At 58.1% G+C, this 19,777-nt stretch carries 8 protein-coding genes and 1 tRNA gene; 7 read left to right on the top strand and 2 right to left on the bottom strand.

The annotated features are described in order from the left end of the window. Positions 1-97: 97 nt before the first annotated feature. From CUJ86_RS00600 to CUJ86_RS00580, 5 genes are all read left to right on the top strand, one after another. Entirely contained in the window at positions 98-3,208 is a 3,111-nt protein-coding gene (locus tag CUJ86_RS00600) for a hypothetical protein (protein WP_130645629.1), read from the top strand. A 341-nt stretch (positions 3,209-3,549) separates the two neighbouring features. Beyond that, a complete protein-coding gene (locus CUJ86_RS00595) occupies positions 3,550-6,525 on the top strand; it encodes an Ig-like domain-containing protein (protein ID WP_130645628.1) in 2,976 nt (991 codons plus the stop codon). Positions 6,526-6,791: 266 nt separating this feature from the next. Further along, the gene (locus CUJ86_RS00590) at positions 6,792-9,674 is read left to right on the top strand and encodes an Ig-like domain-containing protein (RefSeq protein ID WP_165394711.1); all 2,883 of its coding nucleotides are present in this window, start codon (positions 6,792-6,794) and stop codon (positions 9,672-9,674) included. Between the two features lie 180 nt (positions 9,675-9,854). After that, positions 9,855-12,923, top strand: a complete 3,069-nt coding sequence (locus CUJ86_RS00585) for an Ig-like domain-containing protein (protein ID WP_130645626.1) — start codon at positions 9,855-9,857, stop codon at positions 12,921-12,923. Positions 12,924-13,391: 468 nt separating this feature from the next. Beyond that, complete coding sequence (locus tag CUJ86_RS00580; protein WP_165394710.1) at positions 13,392-16,289, top strand: Ig-like domain-containing protein; 2,898 nt, start codon at positions 13,392-13,394, stop codon at positions 16,287-16,289. An 86-nt stretch (positions 16,290-16,375) separates the two neighbouring features. On the opposite strand, the gene CUJ86_RS00575 is transcribed toward CUJ86_RS00580, so the two are convergent. Further along, a tRNA-Arg gene (locus tag CUJ86_RS00575) sits at positions 16,376-16,447 on the bottom strand. A 125-nt stretch (positions 16,448-16,572) separates the two neighbouring features. Between CUJ86_RS00575 and CUJ86_RS00570 the strand changes: the two genes are divergently transcribed. Both CUJ86_RS00570 and CUJ86_RS00565 read left to right on the top strand, forming a co-directional pair. Continuing rightward, positions 16,573-17,013 carry a dCTP deaminase gene (locus CUJ86_RS00570; RefSeq protein WP_130645624.1) on the top strand — a complete coding sequence of 147 codons (441 nt, stop codon included), beginning with the start codon at positions 16,573-16,575 and terminating at the stop codon, positions 17,011-17,013. Continuing rightward, a complete protein-coding gene (locus tag CUJ86_RS00565; protein WP_130645623.1) occupies positions 17,010-17,963 on the top strand; it encodes a DUF128 domain-containing protein in 954 nt (317 codons plus the stop codon). Before CUJ86_RS00570 ends, CUJ86_RS00565 begins: the two co-directional genes overlap by 4 nt. Here CUJ86_RS00565 and CUJ86_RS00560 read toward each other — a convergent pair. After that, positions 17,956-19,758, bottom strand: coding sequence for a tubulin/FtsZ family protein (locus tag CUJ86_RS00560; protein WP_130645622.1), 1,803 nt, complete (start codon positions 19,756-19,758; stop codon positions 17,956-17,958). The genes CUJ86_RS00565 and CUJ86_RS00560 overlap by 8 nt on opposite strands. Positions 19,759-19,777 lie beyond the last annotated feature (19 nt).

Below are 19,777 nucleotides of genomic sequence, written 5' to 3'. Positions count from 1 at the left end.
TTTATGCTAAAAATCTTTTTTTCAGATTTCTGAAAAAATAGGAATCTATATATATTATAACTCAATTATGTTTCATGTAACTGAGAGGGGAGTAGTCATGAAAATGCATAGTGTTCTTGCAGCCTTTGTCCTGGTCCTTTTTTTCTGTCAGGCGGCGACTGCGTCCGATAGCCCTGAGGTCACGATATCGGCCGATCCCCTCTGGAGCGTTGCCGGCGATGGGGGGTCCGTTTCGTTGCATGTCCTGGTCGCCGATGGTGGTGCCGGGGTGAACGCCGCCGCCGTCGATCTCTCCTGTGATCCCTCCTGCGGCACGATCACGCCGGCGCACCCGGTGACAAATGCCCATGGCACTGCGACGGCGACCTTCCATCCGTCCACCGTTGCGGGTCCGGTTGAGATCACCGCCTCGGCAATCTGGGACGGGCAGGATGTGCCGGTCACCGGTAGCGTGGTCGTGCACATCGACCATGACGACCCCTATGCGATCACGCTTCTCGAGTTTCCCGAGGGAGCGACGGTGGGGTCTGATGTGACGATCACTGTCGGTATCGAGGATTGCTGGGGCAACCCGATCGATGACGCCCTTGATGTCGAGACGGTCAACCTCTCGGTGGGTTCGCCGGGCAATGCCGCGGCATTCGTGACTGACGGCGGTACGGGTGATGCGATCACCCTCCCCCTCGACAGCGCCGGTCAGGCCGCGGCCACCCTCCGCCTGGACACGACCGCCGGTGAGAACATCGTATTTCTCGACGCCCCCGGCACCGTCGCCGATGTCTATATGACGATCGAGGGCGTGGCGAACGGGACGCCGGTTTCCATCACAAGTGCCTATGCCTCCGCCTCCTGCCCGGCAAACGGTGAAGACACAGTGCTGATTGCATACTCTCTCCTCGATACATACGGAAACCCCTGCTCTGGCGCCGATGTGCGGATTGCCTCCAGCCTGGGCGAGACAGCGACGGTTGCGACCAACAGATTTGGCAGTGCGCTCGTCCGTTATGGCCCGAAGGTGACGCCGGTGGATGTGGTGCTCACGGCGACGGCGGTCGGAAACGGATCGGTCACGACCTCCGATACCGTCTCCTTCACCTCGACCGCCCCGGTGAATATGGCGCTGACCGCCTCCCTCCTGAATATGAAGAGTCTGGACGTCGATTCCTCATCGACGGCCGCGGTCACCGCCCGCATCACCACAGAGGGCGGCACCCCTCCCGATGAGGAGGTGGAGGTGACCTTCTCGATCACCGATGAGGAAAGGGGGGGAGGCACTGCCCCCTCGCTTAATCTCGCCACCGTCACCACGTCCGGAGGTGTGGCGACCGCCACCTTCATCCCCGGTGAATTTTCCTCGAGCGATCCCTCGACCGGCACGTGCACGCTGACGGCGACAGCGACGCTGAATGGCACCCCGGTCACCCGGAGCCTGGACCTTGCCTGGCGAAACTACCCCTCCGTCTCGGTTTCGGTCTCTGCAGAACCCGAGACACTCGTCGTCAACAATACGGCGGATGTGACGATCTCGATCCGGGGCGATGGGTGGGAGTTCGCCCCCCCTCCGGCCGATGTGATGATGTGCATCAGCCGCACCCCCACGATGCTGCGCGGCTATCCCGACCCGATGGTCATCGCCATGAACGCCTCGATGTATTTTGCCGGATTGATGGATGAGGACGTGGACAGTCTCGGACTGGTGTCGTATGGTGAGGAAACTCCGGCTGGACTAATGGCAGATCTCCGCGAGATGAATTCAGGAAACACTAAGAGTGTGTATAATGAGATTGGCTATGATCCTGGTGGTGGGAGTGGCGCTGAAGCCTACATTACAACACACTATACAAAAAGCGGGACGGTTCGCTTTGACGAAGAAGTGACACTGGATTTACCACTCAGTACTTCGTATGGCTCTTTCAATGATTCTGTTCAATGCCTCATCCCCTATTCGAGTCTTTCAAAGGGGCAGGGCAAACATAGCGGTGACGAACTGAGGTTGGCGCTGTATAAATCAATCACCGAGATCGTCGACAATGGGAGTGCTGATGATGCGCGTGCCGTGGTTGTTCTTCTGGACGACTTCTGGAACAATGGCGGGGGCGGGAAGTTTGGCACTCTGTATGGTAACCCTCTCGGTCCGGATGGCACATATGAAAAAGAGGATTATTATATATTTCCGGACGATGGGAGGGGCAACGGACATATGTGGGGTTCCGGGGGTCGCTGGCAGAACCTTGCGAATTATGCCTCTGATAACGATGTGAGGATCTATGTCCTGCTCATCGACACGCATAATGGAAACGTCAATGGTAAGATTGGGAGAGATCTCTCTACGCTTGCGGATCAGACTGATGGGGAATACTGCTACGTTGAAAACGAGGACTTTGAGTCGGATCTTGAGGGATTTTTAGAGGATATCAAGGATGACCTGAGGGTGGCGTCGGTCTTCAACACTGCCCTGGACGCCAGTCTGGCTGATGTCACCGTCGATGGCGAGAGCGTCTCCAGCGCCGGCGTGCTCTCCTATGAGTATGTGGAGGGTGTTTCGACCTGGATAACAAACACCTCTGCAACCGGTGACGACCTCTACAGTGGTACCGTCGATGACACAGGCGACTGGGCCGACGACCGGGTGCTCTCCTTTGGCATCGGGACGATCGAATACAATCAGGTCTGGACCGCCACCGTCCGCCTGAATTTCTCCAGTGCCGGGTCCATCGGTCTTTTCACCGACGAAAACTCGGTCATCAGCCTCTCCGATGGTGAAGGGAATGACTACGAACAGGTTCTCCCTCCGCTTTCCATCAGCGTTGTCGACCCTGACGATGTCGGGGCCTTCAACACCACCGCCTTTGATGTGACCTATCTCACCCCGACCGGCAACAACGAGACCGGCAGCATCGAGGTCGAATGGGGTCTGGCATATGAGGGGGCGAACCCGGAGAGTGTCACACAGCACCTCTCCTACCAGTACAGCCCGGACAATATCGTCTGGGACAACGTCTGGATCCCGGTCCCCGATATTCCTGCCGTATATGAGGGTGTCGACGGCGTCTATTCGGCAGATTTCAGCACGAGCGGAAACAATGGATGGTATAAAATCCGTGTTCGCGCCAGGGAGGCGATCGACGGCGGTGCCGAGGCCTGGAGGACGGCAGACTACCTGGTCCTCGTCAACAGCGGCAACAAACTCGTGATGCGGATACTGTAGGCGGCAGGAGGGACCACAACCCCGGAGGGGGGTGGGGCCCTTCTGTTGGTTCTTTTTCCTCCGGTGCCGGTGATTCTTCTCTTTTGTTCGTTGTTTTCCCCCTGTCTATGCTCTTGAGGTGTGCCGGGTCTCTCTGGCTCCGGGGGGAACCTTCTTATTCTGGCATTTTCGGTAATCTTTCATATATATTGATTATGATTTAATCTTCCGCCTTTATCTTGCATTTTTTGATAAAATTTGCCTATATGGTTTATAATTGCAAATAGGGCCGCATAAAACGTTATTAAAAAAATGAAATCTTTAAATATTGGATTTTTGTTTACGCGTAGTGTGAGGGGTTGATGATGTCGACAGCACGCACGGGTTTCCTCCTGATCTGCCTCCTGGTCCTTGTCCAGGTTGCGGCAGCGGAACCCTATGAGATTACAGTAACAACCGACACCGAATGGTGTGTCGCCGGTGCTCCCGCGGGATCGCATATCACCGCCACTGTCACCGATGGGGGCGTGCCAGCCCCCGCTGTGACGGTCACCTTCTCGTGCGAACCAGGCATGGGAACGTTGAGTGGCGCCACGGTGGACACCGACAGGGAAGGAAGAGCGACGGTAGCGTTTGTGCCGGGAACACAGAGCGGGACGGCAGTGATCACGGCAACCGCTACCCTTGGAGAAGGTGAAGAGACACAGGTCCATGCCGCCTCCTGCGAACAGTCGATCGATCATGCAACGCCCTATTCGCTGAAAATCAGGGAATATCAGAGTGAGGTCACCGTGGACTCGGTGACCGCCCTCAGTCTGGCCATGCAGGACCGCTATGGTAACCTGATCGATGCCCGCTATCAGACCGAGACGGCCCGGTTCACCGTCGGGTCACCGTCTGGCGATGGCGGCATCGCCGATCCCTCCACCGGCCTCTATACCGATGAGGTCGCCCTCCCGGTGGGCATGGATGGTTACATCCGCACCACCCTGAAGGCCGACCGGATTGCTGGAGAGAATATCATATATGTCGACTTCCCGAACCCGGTGCCTGACACCTACGTCACGGTCTACGGTATCGCCGATGGGGTTCCGGCCACGATCTCCTGCACCATCAGCCCGGACGGTTCGCCCGAACCATGGCTTCCTGCTGACGGCATCAGCAAATTTTCCGTTCTCTATGTCCTGGAGGACGGCTACGGGAATCCTGCCGGCAACCGTTCCGTGCATCTCACTGCCCTGCCGGGTGAGGACCGGACCGTCACCACCAACTCGGACGGGCGGATCATGATCACCTATGGCCCGAAGGACACCACCGGCACGGTCACCCTCACGGCGACGGCTGCAGACAACGACTCGGTCACCTGCTCTGCCCTGGTCCGGTTCACCAACACCGAACCCGTGGAGATGATCCTCTCGGCAAACCCCCAGACGATGCCGAGTCTGGATGCAAACCCGGATGCCGTCTCCTCGATCCGTGCAAAGGTGCTCGATGAGAAGGGCAACCCGGTGTCCGGCGAGACGGTGGCGTTTGCGATTGAAGCGATCGATTTCCAGGGCAACGACGCAGGTACGTCGCCCGTGCTCCTCCAGACCGGCGCCACAACCGATGGAGACGGGTATGCCTCCGTAACCTTCGTGCCCGGTTCCTTCCCGCTCCCCTCCCAGGAGGGCTACAATGCCAGTGCGTCGGCCACCTGCAGCGTGCGCGCCACCTGGGGGAATACCAGCCGTTCCATTCCCCTCTCCTGGAAGAACTACCCCTTCCTCTCGGTGCTGACCTCGGTCGATCCCGAGACCGTGGAGGTGAACGACACCATTGCCGTGAACGTCACGCTGCGGGGCGACGGATGGGCCCTGCAGCCCGACCCGATCGATGTGGTGCTCGCCATCGACCGATCGGGGAGCATGCTCAAGGACTATCCCGACCGGATGGTTTCGACAAAGGATGCGGCGAAGGTGTTTGTCGAGAATATGAACCCCCTCAGGGACCGGATCGGTCTCGTCTCCTTCGGGGTCAACGGTAAGGCGGACATCTATGATTATGGCTACAAGTACTGGGCAGGGCGGGATTACACGAGGGACGACGATTACCGGTATATCTCCGACCACTATCCGGACAACGGGAAGGTCTATGCCGGATATGCCACCCTGGACCATGGCCTGAGCTATGACCATGCCGCCGTCGCCTCCTCCATCGACACCCTGGTGCCCTACTGGGGAACGCCCATGCGCCCCGCCCTGTATACTGCCATCACCGAACTGATCGACAGTGGCACGAGTGATGTGCAGGCGGTGATCCTGCTCTCGGACGGTGACTGGAACACCGGCGGTGACCCCCTGGCCATCAGCACCTATGACTATTACGGCGACCTGAGTCCGGCGGAACAGAACATGGCGGTCTATGCGCAGAACAACGGCATCGTCATCTACTCGATCGCCTTTGCCGAGGATATTTCGTATTCCGGAAAGGCAACGCTCAGGACGCTGGCCGAGTCCACTGGGGGGATTTATTACGAGGCCCCGGGCGGGGACGATCTTGCGGCGATTTACTCTGAGATCGCCGGCGAACTGAAGACCGAGGCCGGTGTGGACACCCTGATGGACCTGCGCTTCGATCATGTGCAGGTCAACAACCTCACCGTCCCCAACACCGCCGCCGATCCGGTGCTCGACTATCTCTACCTTCCGGGCTCGTCCACCCTGATCGGGAGCTGGATCGAGAATGAGAGCGGGCACTTTGACATCCTTCCGCTCGCCACCTATGACAACACCACAGAATGGAATGCCGGGAGGGGGCTTGCATTCGATGTCGGCACCGTCTATCTGAACCAGACCTGGACGGCCCGCTTCAGCCTGCAGGTGCTCAAAGAAGGCAACATCAATATCTTTGGGCCGGGTTCGGCGATCACCTTCAATGGCGGAGCGGTATCTCTGCCGCTTCCTGACACCTTCGTGACCGCTGTGCCCGACCTGAACAACAGCGGCCTCAACTCATCGGGGCTTGACGTCTGGAACCTCTGCCGGGAGGGGAGCGGACCGGTCGGGGACTTCCTGCACTTCGGGTGGAACCTGAATTATACGGGCAACGAGAGTGTGACCCAGCGCCTCTACTACTCTACCGACGATCGCCACACCTGGACGCGGTTTGACACCCTCACCGCCGTATCTGCAGGAAACGTGACGCAGAGCGGTGCACTGGACCTCAGGGCCCTGTCCGAGGGGTATTACTGGATCCGCGTCCGCGCCACCGCACCGGACGCCCGTGATGCGATCGCCGAGACCGATGCGGCAATCCGCGTCGGACTTACAGAAACCCCGAAAATCCGAATTTCGTAGGGGATATTGGGCATCGGCCCTCTATTCTCTCCAGTATTCCCTATTTTTTAGTATGTGGGCATTTGGCTGCCTGTCTGGTCCCTGATGTCTGATAAAAAAATTTTATATCGAAATATTCTTGTACAAAATTAATAATAATATTTATATATTATTGTGATTTCATGGAGTGATTGCTGTGACCCCCCATGGTATCCCCGCGGTGTAGCATTATAGTATTATTCGGTGCTCTCATCCTGTTTCCGGTGGTTTCAGGAACCGGTATCGTTATGACGATCGAATCGGACACCGAATGGCTTGTTGTTGATGCTCTGGAGCAGTGCTTTATTACGGCGACAGTCCTCGATGGCGAGGGCGATCCGATCAGAGGGATCGACGTCTCCTTCTCAGTTGAAGATGATATGGGGATATTGAGCCCTGAAATAAAAAAGACCGATAACAACGGCAAAGCAAAGGTCAATTTCCACTCACTGACCCGGAGTGGACCGGCGGTGATCACCGCAACCCTGGGAAACGACGATGATGATGATGACGACGATACGCTGGTGACCGCCTCCTTCGTCCAGCAGATCGACCATGGTGATCCCCGTATCCTCTCCACCTGCGAGTATGATAGTGAGATCACCGCCGGGTCGGAGACCCTGATTGTGCTGGCGATGACGGACATCGACGGTAATCCGATCGATTCTGACAGGTCGACAGAAACGGTCGGATTCTCCGTGGGTTCATCAGACGGCATGGCGGGTTTTTATGACGGCGAGGGTTATATCAGCGACATTGTGGTGCCGGTGGACGGGAGCGGTCAGGTCACCACCCGCCTTCGGACCGACCCTCAGGTCGGTGAAAATATCATTCTGGCAGATCTTCCCTCGCCGATGAGCGACTGCTATTTCACTGTCTATGGGATTGGCAACGGTGTTCCTGCCAGCATATCCTGTTCGGTCACTCCGGACGGCACCCCGAATCCCCGGGTGCCTGCCGATGGGTTATCGCAGTTCTCGATCACCTATACCCTGACGGACCGTTACGGCAACCCCGCCGGCGGGCGTGACGTCCGGATCACCGCCCTGCCGGGTGAAGAACGCACCATCACCACGAACTCCGATGGTCTGGCCATGATCACCTATGGGCCCAAGGAATCGCCCGGCACGGTCACCCTCACGGCAACGGCGGTTGACAACGCCACGGTCGCCTCTTCGGAGATCGTTGAGTTCATCAACCGGGCGCCGTCGAATATGGTGCTTACGGCCAGTCCACAGACGATGGCCAGTCATGAGGTCAATCCGGGCTTCACTGCCACTATCCGGGCCAGGGTCGTGGACGAAATGGGCAACCCGGTCAGCGGTGAGGAGGTCGCCTTTACCATTGAAGAGATCGATGGTGGGGATGCGGCCGACGGTGCTCCTGCCCTCCTGAGCGAGAGTGCTGTCACCGATTCGGGGGGGTATGCTGCCGTCTCCTTCGTCCCTGGCGGGTTCATCCTGGAACCCTCAGATCCGGATTACGACCCCATGGCCACCGGTACCTGCACGGTGCTGGCGACCTGGAATGGAATGGAAAGCCGCGTCGATATGACCTGGAAGAACTATCCCTATCTGAGTGTCATTGCGTCGATCGATCCCGAGATCGCCGAGGTGAACGATACTGTGAGGGTGAACGTCACGGTGCTGGGCGACGGATGGGCGCTCCAGCCCGATCCGATCGATGTGGTGCTGGCCATCGATAGTTCGGGCAGCATGGATGATGAGGTCCAGCCTGCAGGAACAAAGATGGAGGCCGCAAAGACTGCGGCGCTGACCTTTCTGGGGGAGATGGACGATAGCAGGGATAGAGTTGGCGTAGTGCCCTACTCCACCGCCTCGGCGCCCGTAGCCGTGTCCCTATCAAATGATCATGCGAGGGTTCGCACTGTCATCGACGCCCTTTCGCCGGATGGATATACCCCGACGCGACTGGCCCTGAAAAATGCGATCGAGGACCTGATCATGAACCCCAATCCAGAAGCCGATGCGGTTCGCGCCGTTGTCCTGCTATCGGATGGCGCGTATAACTATTTCGGTGATCCACTCGGGCGCGGTGAGGGTTCGGAGGATGTGTATCTCAGAGATGGGGAATCTAACCTGAATTACCGGGAATTCGGCTTCTGCAGCGGTGCCTCTACCTCACCGCCCTATGATTTCACCACCCTCACGGATCAGAATCTCGCCGGTTATGCACATGCGAACGGGATCCGGATCTACTGCATCTCTTTTGGCGATGGCATTGCTGAGGGGGACAATACCTATGACACCATGACGATCCTTGCAGAGTCGACCGGAGGGTTCCATGAGCATGCTCCCGATGCCGAAACCCTGGAGGAGATCTATGTCCGGATCTCCGGCGAACTCAAGACCGATGCAGGTGTGGACACCACGATGGATCTCTGCTTCGACACCCTCCAGATGAACAACCTCACGGTCCCGAACGCCGCCGCAGATCCGGTGCTTGAATACCGTTTCGTCCAGGATGAATCGACGCTCATCGAGAGTCATATCGACAACACCACGCCATCGTATGTGATCATCCCGCCAACGACCTGTGACAACACCACATACTGGGAGGCACACCGCAGTCTTGCCTTCGATCTCGGGACGGTCCGTCTGGATCAGGTCTGGACGGCGAAATTCAGTCTTCAGGCGTTCAAAAATGGAAATATCAATATTTTCGGGGCAGGGTCGATAATCGCCTTCAATGAGGGTGCTGATATTCTCCCCCTCCCCCCCACCTTCGTCACGGTCGTGCCTGATCTGAACAACACCGGCATGGACGCCTCGACCCTCGATGTCTGGGACCTCTGCCGGCAGGGCAATGGCACGATCTCGGGCTTCTTGCAGTTTGCATGGAATCTGAACTATACGGGCACCCAGAACGTAACCCAGCGCCTCTACTATTCCAACGACGACCGCCACACATGGATCTGGTTTGACACCCTCTCGCCGGTCCCGCCAGGAAATGTGACACAGAGCGATGAACTGGATGTCAGGGAACTTGCTGAAGGGAATTACTGGATCCGGGTCCGTGCCATCGCACCGGACGCCCCGGATGCGATCGCTGAGACTGATGCGGCGATCTGTGTCGGTCCTGCCGATAAGCCGAAGATCCTGATTGAATAAGGGGATATTCCGGGTCTGCCCGCCATGTGCCTCTTTTTGGTCCATGCTGAGGGGCGTGCTCTTTTTTCGAGTCGGTTCAGAAGTCCAAAGGAAAAAAAGAAATCAATTATTTTTCAGATAAATATTATAATAATGTATATATATTATTGCGATCTCAAGGGGAGATCGCTGTGACCCCCCATGACATTCCTACGATGTAGCCTACTCGTGGTTGGCACCCTCCTGCTGCTCCAGGCGGCATCGGCAGCCGACATTGTGCTGAATGTTGAGTCAGATACCGAATGGCTTGTTGCCGGTGGATCTGACAGTACCATAACGGCGACAGTCCTCGATGCCGGAGGGGACCCGGTCAAAGGCATCTCTGTGGAGTTCTCGGTTGAAGATGGAATGGGGTCATTCAATCGGGATACACGAAAAACCAATGCCGGGGGGATTGCATCGGTCAATTTCCGTCCCGGTTACAGGAGCGGATCGGCGGTGATCACCGCAACGGTGAGTGCCGGAGGTGGCGACCCGGAAGAGGTGAGCGCCTCCTGCATCCAGCGGATCGATCACGCCACCCCGTTCTGGCTCGTCTATCTCGACTATGAGAATGAGGTACCGGTCGGATCGACGACTGCGATCACGCTCAGGATGTGGGACTTTTATAGAAACCCGATCGACTCCCTCCGGACGGCTGAAACGGTCCACTTCTCTGTCGGTTCCCCGGAGGGAAATGCCGGTTTCATCGATGGTTCCACCTATGTCGAGGATATCATTGTGCCGGTAAATGAATCCGGCTATCTGAGTATCCTCTTGAGGAGTGATTATCGGACCGGTGAAAATATCGTGTACATCGATTTTCCGGGCTATGTCGGGGATAGATATATCGTCATCTATGGTGAGGGGTGCGCCCTGCCGGCGGAGATCGCCTGTTCGATCAGCCCGGACGGCACCCCGAACCCCTGGGTGCCAGCTGACGGCAGATCGAAGTTCTCTATCACCTACACCCTGAGGGACACCTATGGCAACCCCTCGGGAGGGCGTGACATCCGGATCACTGCCCTGCCGGGTGAGGATCGGACCATCACCACCAACTCCAATGGTCAGGCCATGATCACCTACGGCCCCAAGGAGTCCACCGGAACCGTCACCCTCACGGCGACTGCCGTGGACGATGCCTCGGTCACCTGTTCGGAGGTCGTCGAGTTCATTAGCCGGGCAGCGACCGACATGATCCTCTCCGCCAGTCCGCAGACAATGGCCAGTCATGAGGTCGAACCGGCGTTCACCGCCGATATCAGGGCCAAGGTCATGGACGAGAAGGGCAACGCGGTCGCCGGCGAGACAGTCACCTTTGCCCTTGCAGAGATCGACGGCGGAGACGCCGCCGACGGCGCCCCAAACCTCCCGAGCGGGAGCGCCCTCACTGATTCCTGCGGCTACGCCATTGTCCCCTTTGTCCCCGGGAGTTTCATCACCGATCCCGATGACCCGGACTACGATCCAATGGCCACCGGCACCTGCACGGTGGTAGCGACCTGGAGTGGGGTGGAGCGCCGCCTCGAGATGACCTGGAAGAACTATCCCTATCTGAGCGTGTTTACCTCGGTCGACCCGGAGACCGTGGAGGTGAACGGCACCGTGAACGTGAATGTCACAGTGCGGGGCGACGGATGGGCGCTCCAGCCCGATCCGATCGATGTGGTGCTGGTGATCGACCGTTCCGGGAGCATGGGAGGCACCGACATCAGTCCGAACCGTATTACTGCTGCTAAGGCCGCTGCAATCGATTTTGTGGACCAGATGGATCTTGAAAAGGATAGAATCGGGCTCGTCTCTTTTTCATGGGGTGCATATATCGACCAGGGACTGACAGACAACAGAGAGGATATTGTTTCGGCAATCAATGCGTTGAGCCCTTCCGGCGGGACGAATATGAGACGGGCATTTTATGATGCCATTAAAATCCTCAAGACGACAGGGAGGAGTGATGCGGTAAAGGCTGTTATCCTGATGTCTGATGGTGACTGGAACCTTCATGGTTCTCCTCTCGCTGTTGGACCGGGCTATCCGGACGATGACCCCTATCTCTCAAGCTACCATCCAACATATCCTGAAACATTCGCTGGATATCCCTGGAGCGGTTATATTGGCACATATGATTTCAGTAACGAAAAATATGAGTGGTACTATGACATCCCGGAACCCAGAGGGACCAAAAATGTAGAAACGTCCTGGTACAGGAGATATCCCTACTATAGCACAATCACGGGCTCAGTATGCACTGACGGCCAGCACACCAACCAGAACATGTCGGTCTATGCCAACAGTGGGTATCCTTTTGAACGAGTCCAGGTCTACACCATCGGTTTTGTAACCGGTCTGGATCCCAATGTCGAAAATGCCCTCACGATCCTCTCCGAATCCACGGGTGCGGCCTATACCTGGGCAGGCAATCAGGAAGAGTTAGAACAGATCTATCAGGCGATCGCCGGCGAACTCAAGACCGACGCCGGCGTGAACACCACGATGGACCTCCGCTTCGATACCCTGGAGGTGAACAATGTAACGGTGCCGAACACCGTCGCCGATCCGGTGCTTGAATACCTCTTCGTCCAGAACGAATCAACCCTCATCGAGAGCCATATCGACAACACCACGCCGGCATATGTGGTCATCCCGCCGACGACCTGCGACAACACCACCTACTGGCAGGCGCACCGCAACCTTGCCTTCGATCTCGGGACGATCCGCCTGAACCAGACATGGACGGCGCGGTTCACCCTGCAGGCGCTCAAAGACGGGAATATCAATATTTTCGGGGCGGGATCGGTGATTGCCTTCAACGAGGGCAGCGATCTCCTCGCCCTGCCCGACACCTTCATCACCGCCGTACCCGACCTGAACAACACCGGTCTGAATGCCTCGACCCTCGAGGTCTGGAACCTCTGCCGGGATGGAACCGGACCGATCGGCGATCTCCTGCAGTTGACGTGGAACCTGAACTATACGGGCAACGCCAGTGCGACCCAGCGTCTCTACTACTCCACCGACGACCGCCACACCTGGACCCGGTTTGACACCCTCTCGCCGGTCCCGCCCGGGAACACGACGCAGGGCGGCACACTGGATGTAAGGGGGCTTCTGGAAGGGTATTACTGGATCCGGGTGCATGCAACGGCGCCGGATGCCCCGGACGCGATCGCCGAGACCGATACCTCGATCTGTGTTGGACTTGCAGACACGCCGAAGATCAAGATCGAATAGGGGGCAGGGGTGGGTCGCCCCCTGTAGTGTTTACATCCGCCGCTCCGCACTTTTTATGAGTTTCATCCGAGAATCCCTCTAAACCTCTTTTTTACGGGGAATGGTGGGTTGAACTTCTTCTCACCGGTGTTTGGATACAATGAAAAGGGATGCACAACCCCGATGAGATGAAAAAACCTTCATCCCGTATAGTTGAATCTCAGGGCTCGTGTGTGATGGACACTTCATCGTATCGTCTGATGTCATTATTCTGCCCTCCCTGTATTCCGGGGGTGTATGGATGTGTAAATATCGATTCTGTCAGATGGATTTCCTCCTGTTCTCTGAATGGCGCCGAAAATATGCGTTTTTATGTCGAAATAAATTGAAATATGGTTGATTTCTCCTTTGCCGATGCCGAAATATTTATATGTGTTGCTTGTATCTATCCCTCCTCTGGGGGGCGTGGAGATTACGCGATCTATCCTGATGATAGTGATAGGTCTCCTGATCATGGTGCCGGTGGCGATGGCCGCGGATACGCCGGTCGTCTCGGTATCGACCGATCAGGAGTGGTTGACGGCAGGGAGCAGCGACTATGGGAGGGTCACGGCGACGGTCACCGACAGCGGCGGCGCCCCGCTGAAGGGGGTGAATGTCCGGTTTTCCTGTGACGACGGCACCAGCTCCTTCAGCCCGCGCGAACAAAAAACCCGGTCCGACGGGACGGCAGTGGTGCTCTTCAGGCAGGGCACGTGCAGCGGGGAGGCGGTGATCACGGCGAGCGTTAGCATGGACGACGATGCCCGGGTCTTCCAGGCCGAATGCGTCCAGAGGATCGACCACGCAGCACCCTGCCGGATGTCGGTCCAGGCGTATGAGAGCGAGGTGACTGCTGGGGGGACGACGGAAATCACCCTGCAGATCACCGACCGCTTTGGCAACACCGTTGACCCGGAACGCGAGACGGAATATATCCACTTTTTCACCGGTTCCCCCTCAGGGGAGGCCGGAATCTGTGACGGTGGATCCTGTCTGGACGATGTCCTCCTGCCGATCGGCGCAGACGGTCGGGTGACCGCCGTCCTCCGCACCGATCCGGTTGTCGGCGAGAACATCGTCCTGATCATGCCGCCCGCGCCGGTGCTCTCCCGATATTGTATCGTCTACGGGATCGGCAACGGTGTCCCCGCCTCCATATCGGCCTCTGTCACCCCTGATTCCTCTGTGCCGGCAGATGGAATCAGCGCGATCTCCATCACTTTCAGGCTCTGCGACCGGTTCGGGAACCCGTCATGCGGCCGTGACATCCGCATTTCTGCCCTTCCCGGCGAAGAACAGACACTCGCCTCCAACTCAGACGGCACGGTGACGCTGACCTATGGCCCCAAGCAAACGGCCGGAACGGTGGACCTGGTTGTGGCGGCAGTGGACAATGCCTCGGTCTCCCTTACCGTGCCCCTGCAGTTCACAAACCGTGACCCCGTCGATATGATCCTCTCGGCGAGTCCCCAGTGCATGCCGGCTCTGGAGGTGAACCCCGGCGCCCACTCTGAGGTCCGGGCGAAGGTTATCGACGAGAAGGGCAATCCGGTGGCCGGGCAGAGGGTCGATTTTTCGATCACCGATCCGGTGGGGAGCGCCATGACGGTGGCGCCCGCCCTCTCCGGTTCGTCGGCGCTGACCGATGCGGACGGGTATGCATCAGTCCGGTTCGTGCCCGGTGCCTTTCCCGGTCCAGGGGATGCCGGATATGATCCGGCATCCGTGGCCACCTGCACCGTCCGGGCTGTCTGGGAGGGGGTGAACCGGGAGATCGACATGAACTGGATGAACTATCCCTATCTGAGCGTTGTCACCTCGGTCGACCCTGAAACGGTACGGGTGAACGATACGGTGGATGTGACCGTCACGCTGCGGGGTGACGGATGGGCGCTCCAGTCCGACCCGATCGATGTGGTGCTGGCGATCGACCGTTCGGGGAGCATGAATGATCCCATCCTTCCTGCCAGCACAAAGATGGATGCCGCAAAAAACGCTGCTCTGGCATTTGTGTGTCAGATGAACAGTAATCAGGACAGGATCGGTGTCGTTCCCTACTTCACCACCTCGGCCCCGGTGGCGGTCTCGCTCTCCTCTGAGTATGCAGGGGTCTGCGACGCCATCGAGGGCCTCTCGCCCGGAGGGTGGACGCCGACGCGCCTGGCCCTGAAGAACGCCATCGACGATCTCGTTCTCCACCCGAACGAGAACCCGGACGCCGTTCGTGCAGTGATTCTGCTCTCTGATGGCCAGTACAATTATTTCGGCGACCCGCTTGCACGCGGTAATGCATCCGACGCCGTCTACAATGACACAGGAACCGACGACGACTGCTATCGGTGGTATGGCTACTGTGGGGGTGCCGCGAGTTCACCGCTCTATGATTTCACCTCTCTTCCCGACCAGAACCTCGCCTCCTATGCTGCCTCGCACGGGGTCAGGATCTACTGCATCTCCTTTGGCGACGGCATCGCTGCCGGTGACACCACCTATGACACCATGAGCGTATGTGCCGAATCCACCGGGGGTTTCCATGAACATGCCCCGGACGCCGCAGCTCTCTCGGAAATCTATGCTCGTATCGCCGGTGAACTGAAGGATATCGCCGGCGTTGACGCCTCGATGACCGTTTCGCTCTCCCGCGTCTCGGTCAATGATGCGATCGTCGATGGCGCCGGTGTGCTGGACTATGTCCCGATCGATGGACGTTCAACGCTCCTGAGGAGCTGGATGGAGGGAGAATCGGTGACTGTCGAGATCGAGGCGCCCCATACCGTGGACCAGTCTGCGGACTGGGCCGATGACCGGACGCTGCAGTTTGATATCGGGACCGTTCACCTCAACCAGGTCTGGACCGCATCCTATACGCTGAAAGTCGGATGCAGCGGCAACATCAACCTCTTCGGCCCCGGTTCGCTTCTTTCGTTCAACAACGGTTCCGATACGCTTGCACTCCCTGACACCTATGTCACGGCCGTAGCCGACCTGAACAATGCCGGTCTTGGCGCCGCCGCACTCGATCTGGAAAATCTCCGGACCGAATCGGGCGGTGCAGACACACTGCACGTCCAATGGGATCTTGGCTACAACGGGAGTGCCGCTGCCACCCAGCGCATCTCCTATTCCACCGACGACCGCCAGACATGGACACTCTCCGGCACCCTCCCGCCGCTTTCAGCGGGAGAGTATGCGCAGGAGACGTTCCTTGACATGAACGGCGCGGCAGGGGGTTATTACTGGGTCCGGGTCCGCGCCACCGCCCCGGATGCCCCGGACGCCGTCGGGGAGATCGCCGTCCCCGTCGGTCCAGGAATGTCCGGTGGCCCGAAGATCAGGCTTGAGTAATCCCGGCAAGAGCGGATCAGAGGACAGAAATGCTGGAATGGTCCAATCACCATCCGCACCACCAAATTTTTCCCGGAAAATGTGAACGGACCCAGCGGGAATCGAACCCGCGTCCCCGGGTTCGAAGCCCGGAAGGATATCCTCTACCCCATGGATCCCCGGCATCGGATTGCGGCCAGAATACCGGCCACACCACCATAAACGGAAGGAATGGATGAATTGTACTGTGGTATATATCATATCACAAGTTATTAAGCATTTTCCGATACCACCAGATATTGATATGATCCTCTCTTCCGCCCAGATCCTGTCTCGTCGTCACCACGATCCCGAAGCGAGAGGGCGACTCGTCATCGAACCCTTCGCCGACACCTCCCTTCAACCTGCTTCCTACGATCTGCGGGCCGGACATGACGCCGTTCTTCAGCCTGCGGCATGCACACTCGTATCAAGCCTTGAACGAGTCGAAATCCCTGTGGACCTGGCGGCGACCCTTCTTTGCCGCTCCAGTTTTGGCCGCAGGGGTGTGCTGATCGGCGGGGGTTTCGTCGATCCCGGTTTCCGCGGGAACCTCACCCTCTGTCTGGTCAATATGGGCGGCGAGGCCGTCCATCTCAGGCAGGGCGACCGGGTGGTCCAGATGATCCTTCATGAGGTCGCCGACGGCGCTCCCCTCTATGAGGGGCGCTACCAGGACAGCGACGGGGCGGTGGGTGTCCGATGAGCGGTGTCAAGACCGAACGAAAGCTCGTCGAGATCCTGCGGATCCTGAAGGAATATCCCGAACCGATGGGTGCGAAACGCCTCTCCGAACTGATGGCCGAGCATGGTTTTGTCCTCTCCGATCGCGCCGTCCAGTACTATCTCCGCTCCCTCGATGATATGGGCTTCACCCGGAAGGTGGGCAACCGCGGGCGCGTCCTCACCCAGAGTGGGATTGCCGAGATCGAGAGCGCCCTTGTCGGGGAGCGGATCGGGTTCATCATCTCGAAGCTGGAACGCCTGGCGGTCAGGACCACCTTCAATCCGGAGAGCGGCACCGGGGATGTGGCCTACAACCTCTCATATGTCCCATATGAGGCAGAAGATGTTGTGATCCGGGCGTTTGATCAGGTGATTGAAGCAGGGTGCAGTTTTTTTTCCCGCTACCGGATCATCGATGACGACCCCCGGATCCCGGCCGGGCACGTCGGATTCATCACCGTCTGCTCGGTCACCATGGATGGCGTCCTCCAGAGGCAGGGCATCCCCGTCGAGATGAAATATGGTGGCAGGATCACGATCAAAGGGGAAGAAACACCCTCGTTTGCCGACCTTGTCGCCTACCGCGGTTCGAGCATCGACCCTCTCCAGCTCTTCATCTCGGCCGGTCTCACCTCGATCCATGACTACGTCACAACCGGCACCGGAACAGTGCTTGCAAATGTCAGGCAGGTGCCGCTGCCGGCACGAAAAAGTGTGGAGGAGATCGCTGCCGCCATGCGAGAGGAGGGCTTCATCTTCCCCCTTCAGGCCGGAGAGCGGGTCTTCAACCTGTCCCGTGAACCCTACCGTCTCTCGATCGTCTCATTCTCCGGCATGAACCTGATCGGTCATGCCGTAGAGATTGGATGCCCGATCCGGACGGAGATCGGGGCCGGGAACATTCCGTTCTCGCGCATCCTCTCTAGGTAATCCAGTCGATATGCTCTGAATCGCCCTTTTTCTTTTTGGTGTCGCCTTCGGAGACGGATATCTTCCTCTTTCCGGGTTCGACCTCTTTTGGCTGCTGTTTCGGGGCGATCCGACTGGGGCCCACAAGCACGTCGTCTGCCGGTGCCACGCTGCCGTCACGCATCCGGACGCTCTCCCCGGTGAATATGTCGTCCTTCGCTTTTTTCACCGTTGATTTCATGCTTATGGCCCGATCAGAGAGGAGATCGTCCCTGGTTTCCGGGAGGTTGTCCACCTTGATGTGGGTGAAGTCTGCCTCCTTCGGCTTTTTCATCATGCCCCATGAACTGCCGGTGCCGAGTGAGGCGTCCTTCGGGGCCTGCGGGCCGCCGATAGAGGTCTTCCGGGTGATGTCCCGGGGGGCCTCCGATTTGACGCCCGGAACAATGATGGCGTCTCCCTCTTCAACCCGCCGTTTCAGGCTGTCGCTTGAGAGGTGGAGGCGCATCACGCCGCTCCCTTCATTTTTCTCTGTTCCCTGTTGTTTTGCGCCTTCGATCGAGATCATCTCGTCGTGTTCGCCCTCGTCTTCCGGTTCGGGCGGCGCCAATGGATCGTAGGATGGATGGTCTCCGGCGGTCACATCCTCCCCCTCGACATCGCCGGCATCTTCCCTGTCCTCGCACTCAAGGAGATACTGCTCACGCAGGATCTTCAGCTCCTCGATACGCGGGATATTCTCCACTCCTGAGAGCACGATGATAATCCCGACATAGTTCGTGCTCTTTACCGGATAGTCCCCTGACCTCACCTCGAGTCCGGCAATGCTCCGGTCGATCCATTTTCTGACCGTAACAAACCCCTTGATCGAGAGTTCGTAACTCGGGCCGGCGATGAGAACCAGTGCCTTCTGGGCGCTGGTCAAGTCGCACGGCACCGATATCTCCTCATACACCGCCTTTTTGGCAAGAGAAACGATCCGTGCCGCACGGGTCTGCGATCCCTCCATGAAGCGGCGTGCCGAGTTCCATTTGGTCAGGAAATCGAAGGTCCCGGAAGGGAGGCGTTCGACTGCATATCCTACGGCCACGGTGCCCATGCCGTTGAGGGTGTTGAGTACCTCCCCGGCGTCCAGCACCAGTTCGCCCACTTCAAGCCCGTTGTCACTGAACTCTCCTGCCCGGAGAAGCAGCCCGATACGGCGAGCTATATGTTCATTCAGGACAGTGTTGACTTTCTTTGGATTGCTGGAATAGGTCAGGCCCGGGTCCCGTCTGCCGCCCTTTTCACGCACCGGTCCTGAGGTTTCCTTGAGGCGGAGTTTCCGGTACCAGGTGTCGTTGTCAAAGACGATCGTCGAATCGACCAGGGCCTCGACCATTTCGAAATCATCTGCAGCCTTTGCCGCCCGCCGTTTGCCTTCACCGTTGCAGGGCAGGGTGACGACGGCGAAGATCGGTTCGATGAAGGACTTCCGCAGTTCGGGTACGATGAAGGGTACGGCATTGACCATCGTCCCGCCGAGTCCGGCACAGATCATGATCGCATCGATCTCCACCGTATCGACCTTCTGGATGCGGGTCATCACCTCCTCGATATCGATAGTGGTCTTTACGTCGAAGGGATGTGCCGGATCGATCGGCGGAAAAAACACCTTCGACTCTTCGGGGAGGCGTTCAAGCTGGATGAGGGAGTTCGAATCGAGATCGATGGTGAGGGCGTTCATACAGAGGATCTTGCTCCGGCGGTCGTGGTCATAGAGTCGGTCCACTATCCTGCTGCCTGCACCCCCAAGTCCGATTGCCAGAACCCGCATGTATCATCATCCTGCCCGG

Source organism: Methanofollis fontis (genome assembly GCF_004297185.1).
In the GTDB taxonomy this organism is placed as follows: domain Archaea; phylum Halobacteriota; class Methanomicrobia; order Methanomicrobiales; family Methanofollaceae; genus Methanofollis; species Methanofollis fontis.
The sequence above is the reverse complement of the archived record's forward strand: the minus strand, read 5'-3'. Positions and strand labels throughout refer to the sequence as shown.